General features: G+C 36.1%; 9 protein-coding genes. All 9 read right to left on the reverse strand.

Annotated features, from left to right (window positions below; all coding sequences use genetic code 11):
- Nucleotides 1–2: 2 nt before the first annotated feature.
- Nucleotides 3–1,118: a phosphonoacetaldehyde reductase gene (locus tag B5F39_RS07680; protein ID WP_087365573.1), complete on the reverse strand. Its 1,116-nt coding sequence runs from the start codon at nucleotides 1,116–1,118 to the stop codon at nucleotides 3–5.
- Nucleotides 1,119–1,121: 3 nt separating this feature from the next.
- On the reverse strand, nucleotides 1,122–3,131 hold the full coding sequence (gene aepX / locus B5F39_RS14590; protein ID WP_087365575.1) for a phosphoenolpyruvate mutase: 2,010 nt from the start codon (nucleotides 3,129–3,131) through the stop codon (nucleotides 1,122–1,124).
- A gap of 53 nt (nucleotides 3,132–3,184) precedes the next feature.
- The gene (locus tag B5F39_RS07690) at nucleotides 3,185–4,615 is read right to left on the reverse strand and encodes an oligosaccharide flippase family protein (protein WP_158095982.1); all 1,431 of its coding nucleotides are present in this window, start codon (nucleotides 4,613–4,615) and stop codon (nucleotides 3,185–3,187) included.
- Between the two features lie 5 nt (nucleotides 4,616–4,620).
- On the reverse strand, nucleotides 4,621–5,649 hold the full coding sequence (locus tag B5F39_RS14040) for a hypothetical protein (protein WP_143330689.1): 1,029 nt from the start codon (nucleotides 5,647–5,649) through the stop codon (nucleotides 4,621–4,623).
- A 68-nt stretch (nucleotides 5,650–5,717) separates the two neighbouring features.
- Nucleotides 5,718–6,899, reverse strand: coding sequence for a glycosyltransferase (locus B5F39_RS07695; RefSeq protein WP_087365579.1), 1,182 nt, complete (start codon nucleotides 6,897–6,899; stop codon nucleotides 5,718–5,720).
- Between the two features lie 28 nt (nucleotides 6,900–6,927).
- On the reverse strand, nucleotides 6,928–7,938 hold the full coding sequence (locus tag B5F39_RS07700; RefSeq protein ID WP_087365581.1) for a hypothetical protein: 1,011 nt from the start codon (nucleotides 7,936–7,938) through the stop codon (nucleotides 6,928–6,930).
- A 27-nt stretch (nucleotides 7,939–7,965) separates the two neighbouring features.
- Nucleotides 7,966–9,390 (reverse strand): O-antigen polysaccharide polymerase Wzy, encoded by a 1,425-nt coding sequence (wzy, locus tag B5F39_RS07705; protein ID WP_087365582.1) that lies wholly within the window; start codon nucleotides 9,388–9,390, stop codon nucleotides 7,966–7,968.
- Complete coding sequence (locus B5F39_RS07710) at nucleotides 9,387–10,376, reverse strand: glycosyltransferase family 2 protein (protein WP_239391169.1); 990 nt, start codon at nucleotides 10,374–10,376, stop codon at nucleotides 9,387–9,389. The genes wzy and B5F39_RS07710 overlap by 4 nt, the downstream gene beginning before the upstream one ends.
- Nucleotides 10,377–10,405: 29 nt before the next feature.
- A partial coding sequence (locus tag B5F39_RS14425; RefSeq protein ID WP_143330690.1) for a glycosyltransferase occupies nucleotides 10,406–10,699 on the reverse strand: 294 nt, incomplete at its 5' end.

Consider the following 10,699-nt stretch of genomic DNA (forward strand, 5'->3'; position numbering starts at 1 on the left):
TCCTAATTCACCCTCACTATTTGTTTATACAACATTCTAAATGCATTATGAGATATGCCAACAGGATTATTTTTTAATCTAACAGGATTTACTGATTGCGATAGAGCCTCTATTTCCATCTCATCTCCATGCGGATATGTTATATTGAGCGATGATAAAAGTTCTTCAAACCATTCAACTGCCTGTTCTGCAGAATCGCAATCTAAAGATGATGCAATGTCATTGAATATAGATCTGAGATACTCCACACCTCTTGGATCTACAGTATTAGTTTTATTCACTAACATATAACGCCATACTTTAGGCAGACATATTGCAACAGCATGCCCATGGGGAATATTATAAATCGACGTTAATTTATAGCTCATTGCATGTGGAGCCGTAGTCTGCGTGATGTTGATAGCACGCCCGGCATAATTTGACGCCGACATTATTTGTCCGGCTGCATGTCCATACTCATTCCCGCCGTCAATATATGCTTTCATATTTCTAAATATCAGCTCTACAGCGATGCGGGAATATTCCTTGCTTTCTTCAGTTGAATTGACAGACCACCATGATTCTATCCCCTGGCACAGTGCGTCCAACATGGTGCATTTCTTCTGATAAACAGGTAACGTTTTCAAAAACCTTGCATCAAGTAAAGCTATATTTGGCAGGATACTATCGTGTGTTATTGACTGTTTTTCTCCATTGTAATAAATCACCGCAAACCGTGTAGACTCGCTGCCAGTACCTGCTGTCGTAGGAATCGCTATCAGAGGAAGATCGTTTTCTTTATATTCTTGCTGGATATAATTTTTCGTATTATCCATTTTACAGAACAGCTTTATGCATTTCGCCACATCAATAGCGCTGCCTCCGCCGACAGCTATGAGCGAATCAAATCCTCCGTTATTAAATACTTCCACCGCATGACAAACATCCTCATATAACGGATTTGAGGTATAACCTCTAAAATACGCAAATGGAATGTTTGCATCAGAGAATATTTTATCAAGCTCATGCTCATCTGCGACATGTCCGCATATAAGTAACGGCCTTGCAGCGCCAATATCCTCTAAGATAGATGGGATTTGTGCCCTAATATCTGTACCGTTAAGTATCCTCTGTTTCACAGTCTACTCCTCCGGTATAAGCGTCAATATTTCTTTAATCGGCATACACATATCGTCGGCTTCTTTAGCCCTGTGGTTAGCAAGTATAGTTTGGGCGACTTTTTGCATTGCAGGGAAACCGCTTCTTGTCAGCTGATTAGCGTATATTACTATATTGGCTCCGCGTTCCGCAAATTCATCTTCCGTCACCGTATTATACGAAGTCGGTACTACGACAACAGGGGTAATTGAATCCGAAGCACGGAACTTTTGTAAGAATTCAAAGACTTCGGCAGGATCTTTTTTACGGCTGTGGATCATAATTGCATCGGCTCCGGCAGAAGCAAACGCATGAGCGCGAGTTAATGCGTCGTCCATTCCGCGTTCCAGAATAAGACTCTCTATGCGAGCAATTATCATAAAATCTTTTGTCTTCTGAGCCCTTTTACCGGCCGCTATTTTCTCAGAAAAATGCTCTATGCTGTCTTGCGTCTGCTCCACTTCAGTTCCGAAGAGCGAATTCTTCTTCAATCCGGTTTTATCTTCTATTATTACAGCTGAGACTCCCATTCTTTCCAGAGTCCTTACGTTATATACAAAATGCTCTATAAGTCCGCCGGTATCTCCATCTAGAATAATGGGCTTAGTAGTAACCTCCATAATATCATCTATCGTCCGCAGACGGCTTGACATGTCTACAAGTTCAATATCCGGCTTGCCTTTTGCAGTAGAATCACAAAGGGACGAAACCCACATTCCATCAAACTGATATGATTTACCGTCCTGATAGACCACAGTTTTCTCTGCTATCAATCCTGTAATGCCGCTGTGTGCTTCGATGATACGGACTAATGGCTTAATCGCTAAAAGTCTGCGAAGACGCGCTCGGCGCATATCTGGCAGAGCTAGCTGGTTGCTGAAATCCCGTTCTATTTCTGCATAACGTTTATCTTGAGAGTATGGAAATTCCACTAACCTTCCGCCGTATTCTGCAAGTATAGAAACGACTTCGTCACGTATAGGTTTTTGAAAGCCTTGCCTCCAGTCGTCACCATGAACTACGTAAGCTGGCCTTAGTGTCTTTAAGATATCGGCGTAACTGAGTGCTTTTTGCTCTACAACTTTATAAACGCCAGCAATATTTTCGAACAGAGCTTTGCGTTCTTCAAATGGCACCAGCGGGAAACGTTTGTAGCTTGCGACAGCTTCGTCAGATAGCACACCGACGATAAGCCTTCCAAGCCGCTGGGCCTTGCGTATTATTGATATATGCCCGCTATGAATCATATCGGTCGAAAAGCACATATACACAGTACGATTCTCAACGTCATGAAGCCTTGAAGAAACTACGGCAAGATCTTCCGGCGTATCTATTTCAGCACATAAGGCATCTCGGAAATCAACCGGTTTAATATGGCACTCAGCAGAGACGGCATTCAAAGCATTCTCTGCATAGCATTGAGTTTGCCCGTTCTCACAGAAACGCTCTATCTCATCAAGCCACTTTATCCAATCTTTATGCAAAAGCTTATATAAAGGCTGCGCTGTCACGGCTGAATCGAAAAATTCAACCCCCACCTTCATAATACGCCCATCGCTGATTACCGCCTTGAAATCTTTTTCCGGAAGTTCAAGACAAGATGAGACCGCCATACAACTGTCCTGAGAGTCTAGAACCATATCCAGCACATGATTTTCAAAAACTAGGTCGCCATGCATAAGAAGTATATCGTCGTCTTTGAGATAACTTCTCGCGCAATAAATGGAATAAATATAGTTGGTTTTAGCATAATCTGGGTTGTTGATGAAGCTGATCCGCAGCGGTAGGTCAAGAGAACGGCAATATTCCATAAGAACATCGCTGTACGGCCCCGTAGTCATAACGACATCCGTTATACCAATCTCAGCCAGTTGTTTCAATTGACGGCTGAGAATAGTCTCGGTATGTGAAATCTCCGTCATACATTTAGGCTGCTCGCTCGTGAGTATTCCCATGCGCTTACCTATTCCGGAATTCAATATCAACGCTTTCATTATATCTGCTCCTTGTCATTTTATTTTTTACGTTATTACGATCGGCGAACCAATCAACGCGATACACGAAGTTTCAATATCACCGACATTACTTTTTTTCTAAATATGCATAATGCAATGCATAAAGCTGCTATCAGTGCATATCGCATAAAATCGTTGTAATAAAGAAAACTGGAGAGTAAGGAGACACATAGGACACATATACCTAACATCAGCAAAAAACGCATATTGTAAATACTTATGCCGGTCACTTTTCTCATAGCATAATAGTCAAGAACAGACTGAAGAATAAAGCAGGCTAACGTAGTATAACCGGCAGCGAAATAGCCATACTGAGGTATCAGTATATAGTTCAGCCAAATATTTAAAACAGCCGATGTAACGCTGGCATACATGACATATTTAGGCCGTTTATAATAATAAATTACGTTAGCAAAAATAAAGTACATCGACATAAAGAAAACTCCGCCGACTATTGGAGGAATTATATAAACGCATTCAGCATAACTAGATGGAGCCATTATCATAAGCATTTCTGGGGCGAACAATATCAAGATGCCGCATGCTATGCTGTAAAGAAGCACTATTGCATTTGTTGTGGAGGCTAATGAAACAAAGTCCCTATTTCTGCATTTTTCATATGTATATGGAATCAAAGAGGAATTTATTGAACTCCATACGATCGTCACAGCCAGCCCTATAGTATATGCAAGACTGTACTTAGCAGCAGCTGCATTCCCAACAAGAGAAGCAATAATTATACGGTTTGAGTTATTCAGTATATGCCCAGAAAGATAGTGCGGTATAAGGGGAAGATTAAACAGCAACGCACCTTTCCAGTAGTTAATATTAAGATGCCATTTTGCTTTAAACGCAATATAAACATAGAAAAAGCAATATACTATAATAAAGATACTGAATCCGCCAAATAAGCGTGCATATACTCCGTGCCCAGGCCAATACTGTATGAGCGCAATTGCAGAAACAGAAGACAATATCGCCGACATGATAACTATTACAGACATAGCCTTATACTTATACTCAAATCTTTGACGGGACATCCAGAAATTAAAGGCAGGCTGTGTGAGGAATATAAAAAACATTAAGCTTAGCAGTGGTATATCTATTCCAAGAACTGGTTGGATATAAGGATACGTTAAGAATAAAATAATCCCACATACTAGAGTAATAACGTTCGACAAAATGAGCATGGAAAATGAGTAGACATCTCTATCTTGCTCATAATCTATCATGCCGTTATTAAAGACACCATACGATAAACAAAACATGGCTACTATACCGAGCATACTTTGCCAAGATAGGAACACGGAAACTTGTCCATATTCGTCCTGAGAAAGCATACGCGTGTAAATAGGGCTTGTGATAAATATCAAACTCTTTTCTATTACACGCATTATAAGAAATGCAAAAGAAGCAATGACTGCCTTAGGAAGGCCAAAGCGTAACATACACAGACCTTTCATTGGAACTAAAACGCTTTCCCCCATGTCGTTTTAGAAGCATATTTGTTATATGGATATAGAAATCGCTGAAGCCTCTGTTTTATTTTTTCTATATCATTTTTATAGTCTTTATATTTTCTAAACAACTGTGTATTGTTTTCTGAGATATTAGGTACAAAATAATGTTTGGGCAATATATGTTGTTGCGATTTAAGCCCGATAAAAGATTCTATTTTATTTATTGTAGATTCATACTCATATATTAAAGACTCAAAATTGATCAATAAGATATTGGGGGCGTTTAAATAATAATAATCATGACGCATACAAGCATAGTAATCAATAAAATCATCAACATTATCAGTTGGCACCCACATACAGTCTGCTATTAATTCTTTCTTGCATAAAAAATATAAATCACGTGGATCTTTGTCCACAACAATGGCCTTCGGTGATTCGAAAAAAGCAAAACTCTTTAAAGGATTATCAGCTGAGAACGCCTGATTTATAACAAGCATCTTTTTATCATCATATCCTAAAATAGCTAAAATTGATGTCACATATTTTCTGGTTAATTCATCAAAAAATTGTGGACAGCTAGAAAGATACATTTGCCGAGTAAAAAACTTCGAAATATATGTATCACAACAGTGATTCAGTATTTTATCTATTGATGGTAATATATGCCATTTAAATATTTTCTCTATAGAAGTCGAATTATAGACATCCCATGACCAACATCCTTTCCATTGGACTTGAACTATAGAAGCAATATATTCTTTTGTTAATTCATGTATCTGAGTAGAAACATTACCATATCTTGATGTTGGACGAAAAGTATAATCTATGAACTGCAGGAAACGTGATATTGCGACATCACATGCCATATAACGTGAAGGAGAAAATAAGTGGTATTTTAAATCTTCAAGACCATCTGGTCTATATGCAATACCAAATTCTTCGTAGTCTAACACTTGAACATCGCAATATTCTTTCAGCAAGTCAATAACAGCCCCTGACCCCGTATACCCAAAACCGCACACTCCAATAATCATTTTGTCTCCTTCTTACCACACAATAAACAATGCGTCACAAACGCGTAACATGGCAATTCATCTTATGCTTATGCGATATCCATAGTAGTTATTAATAATTTATCTAATTGAGTTTTTATAGTTTCTGGTTTGAAAGAATTTATCCTAAGATATCCTTGCATAACGTAGTGTTTATATAATAATTCTGATGATAGTAATTTATTGATTTTTTCAGCCATATCATAAGGATCTTTGATTTTACATAATAAGCCAAACTCATCGTTACCTAAGATTTCCCTAGGCCCGACTTTAGAATCTGTTGCTACGACAGGCTTACCATAGGCCATTGCTTCTATCATCACAGTTGGCAACCCTTCACCAGCTACACTCGCGTGTACAAGCATATGAGAAGCTGCATAATAATCTTGAACATCCCTCTGGGCACCAGCAAAGACAATCTTAGATGCTATTCCTTGATGCTGTGCATATGTCTTCATTGTGTCTTCAGATTCACCGTTCCCAACGAACACGACATTAATATCTCTTTGGTATTGCTCATTTAATATTTTTATAGCATCGATAACTGTGCGATGGTCTTTGTGTGGATAAGAAAACCTCGCTACCATCAAGATAAAATTCCCATATTTTTCTCTTAGTTCTAAAACTTTTTGTTGATGCACTATGCGCTGAGCTATAAACGTCGGATTGTATAATTTTGTAATATTTAAATGCAGCCATTTATTATAATGGAAAACTTCTTCTTCTCCATCAGATACCAAAACAACAAGATTTTTGATTTTAGTATATAAATTTAAATACCCTTGTGTCATAATAATATATTTATATAGAGCGCCGTGTAGCCAACAAAGTTTCTTCTTACTTTTAATAAAATCTTTAGTTATAAACGTTAAATCAGGGAAGTGCCCTGAAAACGCTATCGCAATATCATATTGAACTTTTGAATTTCGATAAAATGCTCTATAGATAAAATCAAAAATTGATATACAAATGTAACATAGAGGGTAGGCGTATTTTCCCCACCACCATCTCTTCGTACCATAGCTGTACACTTCAGGGGACATTAGTTGTGTAAACACTATATGATTGACATTACATAGCGACGAGATTTCAACTTCCATCGCGTTCAAACTAGGATTTAAGTTATACACATCCACCTCATGTCCCAGTTCCAGCATCAATTTACAATAATCTATGCCGACTCGCTCTATGCCGCCCCAACCTAGTCCATCAAAAACCATAGCTATTTTCATGTAGAATTATCACCTGCCTTATTCTTCATTAATACCTATAAAGATATTCAGATAGTTCTTTTTCAATATAGGCAATTTCTTGATAATGATTGTGACCTAAATCTGTCTTCCAAAGTCTTGTTCCGTTAATGGATATTTCAGGGATAAACATTGTTCGTGGCTTTATATGATGATCGCTTGAATAATCCAAAAACGACATAATCTTAAGAGATGTTTCTTGATATTTGTAAATCATATCTTCAAAATACAAAAACATTACAAATCGTTGATCGTAATTTTCTTCCTTTCTATGTGCGCGCGTATATTTATACCATTTACAAAATAATTCAAGATCTGTAGGCAAAATGGATAAATGCCATTTATATCTAGCTAACAGGTACAAATCTCTTGGGTCCCGTTCTACAACAAAAACCCTGATATCATTAAAATACCGTATATACCTATTAACGTTTGAAGAAGCCACGATCTGATCGACCATAACATCAGGCTTATGCTTCTCATTCACACTAGAAAACAGCTTATCTATATACTTTCTAGTACAATCCAGAAAATATTCTTCAGTAGGACGGCTACAATAGGTAATTTCATTGGGCATCTCATTGTAATGCCTTTCTTCATTATTTCTATATAATGTTTTCTGTAATAATTTGCTAATTAATCTTTTTCTGTAATAAAAGAGCAGACCACGTTCTTTTACATCATAAGCCCAATATCCCCTGAACCGAAAATCTGTCAGAGCTTCTATATATTCATAAGAAAGTTTTTTCCATTGTCCATGAAAAAAATATTCATACTTTTTTATAAACATATTACCAGCGAGAAAATCGACTAATTGTTTATAGCGCTTTAGAGCATAACCAGAATTATGCCTATGATGATTTTCTACTAAGGCAAATTCCAAATCAGAGATTCCGCCTGGGTCTTGAACAAAACGAAATTCATAATTGGTCAGCGATTTGCAATTATCAAATTCAGACAAAAAGTCGGTAATCGCACTCGATCCTGTCGCGTAATATCCAGTTGTTGTGATTATGCGCATTTCATTATCCTCATTTCTATTAGACACTTATTTTCTAAATAATGGCGATATTTTCTTTTTGTGCACATATATACAAGATAAAACGTATACAAAACTATGGATATAGAATCCCATCATAAAAATATACCAGAACAAAGCATTCCATATATAATACGAACAACGTCGTGGAAGAGTGATCCACATAAATAAAAGCATAACAACTTTATAAAAACTATATCTATTGTTTTTATTTAATGTTGTATTATATGTTAAATTTTTTATAACTATTATACAAATTATAAATATTGCACAAATACCAAACCATCCAAAATTTATATATGCTTCTGCATTTAAAGAAAAACCAATACCAAATGTATATTGTCCATAATATGTCTTTATCCAATCATCATATATATTCCAATTGGATACCAAACGCTTTATATAGCCACTGAAATCAAGACTAGAGGGAAATATTCCAGCCAGAATAGATGACAAATATTGCGTTCCTATTAGAAAGGGTTCCGTTCGTGGAACAATATCCATCATCAAAAATAGCGGAAAACAACTAAAACCAAGCTCTGTTAAAAAAGATATAAATATATTATGTCCAGTTAATAATACCATCCAATCTAATTTATTCCTGAAAATATAAGAAAATCTGATAAAACAAATCAATAATATACTTATGACTGGCAAGATGATTTTATTCTTTCGAGATCTCATCGTATATTTAATATATATCAGAACTAGTATCCCGGCAGCACCGGTTGTCCTATCGCCACATAATGCTGTTATAACAAACCAACAAAAGAGAACTATATAAACTAAAGTTCTTATATGACTTGTTGAAGAAAAAATAATAGTTAAAAAACAAAATGCAACAAAAAAATATTCCAATAATGGCACAATTGCTGGTAGACTTTGTTCAAATGCTCTAACAGCATAGTACCCTCCAGTCAAACCATAATAAAAGAATTTTATTAAGAGTATTGGTATGGTAATAATGCCGCTTATTATCGCACCAACAGATACAGCGATAAAGACCATTGAGGCAGGATATCTATCTATGCATGATTGTGGTTGATATGTTTGCAGTTTATGTTTTCTTACACACCATACTCCTGCAAGCCCAGCAATGATATTACTAAGACAACTGAATAAAACAACTTTTTTTTGCAATAATGGGAAAGTATTAATGTAAAATGTATTAAAATTTATATCTAAGGCTAACAATAATAGTTGGCCATTTTGAAAACAATAAAATGACATTAGAAAAATTATAATAGGATGAAATATAGTATTAGTTACCCTATATATATGATAAATCTCAAATATAAATATAGCCAATGTGATAAGGACTCCCCAGCGAACAAACATATACGTATGTAGATATTTCCACAAAATCATTAGTATAAATGAAACTATACAAACTATGTTAGTAATAATGAGCTTATTATAAGAAGTGCAGATCATAAGCAATGCCTTTTACATATATATTTATGATATAACCAAATTATCTCTGTTATTTTAAATAGAAGAACAAAGCGCACAAAAGTACCTTTCCAATAACGCTTGAATGAGCTTTTTATGATAGCATGTCTATAATATGGACTGCTGATTTGTTTTCTTATATCCAGCGCAATTATTGTATATTTATCATCTCGATTAAACTGTGACACACATACATTGAATAAATTATGAACCACATTTCTATATACCTGTGATTGAAAATCGTATTGATTCATATCTATTTGTCGTTCAAAATGCTGGCCTATAATTCGTGGTCCATTCCAATCAAACGGTTTTTTATTTTTCGTCATCGAAGTCATATTTTGGCGATAATTGTATAAACAATCAGGTAGTATATATAGCGACTGAGCACGGTAAATACACGGTTTAACGCAAGCGTGATCTTCTCCTACGCTTACATAGGAATCTACTAATAACTGCTGCTGCTGATAAATCGTCCGGCGAAATGCTTTCGCCCATAAACTTGGAGCAAAATATACACCTCGCTTACTTTCTATTAACTGCGGATATATCTTTTTCTCTATATCTGTTTGATCATATAATCCTATTTGCATGGGTATAGGGCGTTGCACTTTTCTATTGTTATAAATCCAAGTGGCGCCACAACATACTATATCTACTCCATATGTATATATTATCTCTGCAAATTTTTCTAAATAGTTGTTATCAATCCAATCATCACTATCAACACACACAACATATTTGCCGGTTGCGATTGCAACACCAGCTTGCCTTGCACTGACTAATCCACCATTTATTTTGTGTATAACATATATCCTAGAGTCACTTTCTGCATATTTATCACAAATATGCGGGCAATTATCTGGAGAGCCATCGTCTACCAATATAAGTTCAAAATCTTTAAAGCTCTGTGCTATGATACTTTGCACACATTGCTCTAAATATTTCTCTGTTTTATAGACAGGCACTATTACACTGAACAATGAGGAATTCCCGTTCATGCGTGACACTCAATTATCTGGTATATCTGCATAGTTAAAGAAATGCTTTTATGTACATCAAAACGTTCAGCGATACAGACGTTTTTACATGCACATTGCTCACAAAAAATAACGTCATTGTACATTTTCAATATAGCGAGAAGCATCGCTTTAACATCTAATGGATTACTCAAACAGCATCCGGTAACACCATCTTGTGTATAGTCTTTGATTCCACCAACATATGTAGTAATTAAAGGCAAGCCAGAAGTCATAGCTTCTAAAGCCGCAAGACCTAATCCTTCTCTGCG

The sequence above is a fragment of the Cloacibacillus sp. An23 genome (assembly GCF_002159945.1).
Classification (GTDB): Bacteria; Synergistota; Synergistia; order Synergistales; family Synergistaceae; genus Caccocola.

Excerpts from the sequence above, each read along its gene's own strand:
- B5F39_RS07690 (WP_158095982.1), bottom strand. The coding sequence starts at position 4,615 with ATGAAAGGTCTGTGTATGTTACGCTTTGGCCTTCCTAAGGCAGTCATT.
- B5F39_RS14040 (WP_143330689.1), bottom strand. The coding sequence starts at position 5,649 with ATGATTATTGGAGTGTGCGGTTTTGGGTATACGGGGTCAGGGGCTGTT.
- B5F39_RS07695 (WP_087365579.1), bottom strand. The coding sequence starts at position 6,899 with ATGAAAATAGCTATGGTTTTTGATGGACTAGGTTGGGGCGGCATAGAG.
- aepX (WP_087365575.1), bottom strand. The coding sequence starts at position 3,131 with ATGAAAGCGTTGATATTGAATTCCGGAATAGGTAAGCGCATGGGAATA.
- B5F39_RS07700 (WP_087365581.1), bottom strand. The coding sequence starts at position 7,938 with ATGCGCATAATCACAACAACTGGATATTACGCGACAGGATCGAGTGCG.
- wzy (WP_087365582.1), bottom strand. The coding sequence starts at position 9,390 with ATGATCTGCACTTCTTATAATAAGCTCATTATTACTAACATAGTTTGT.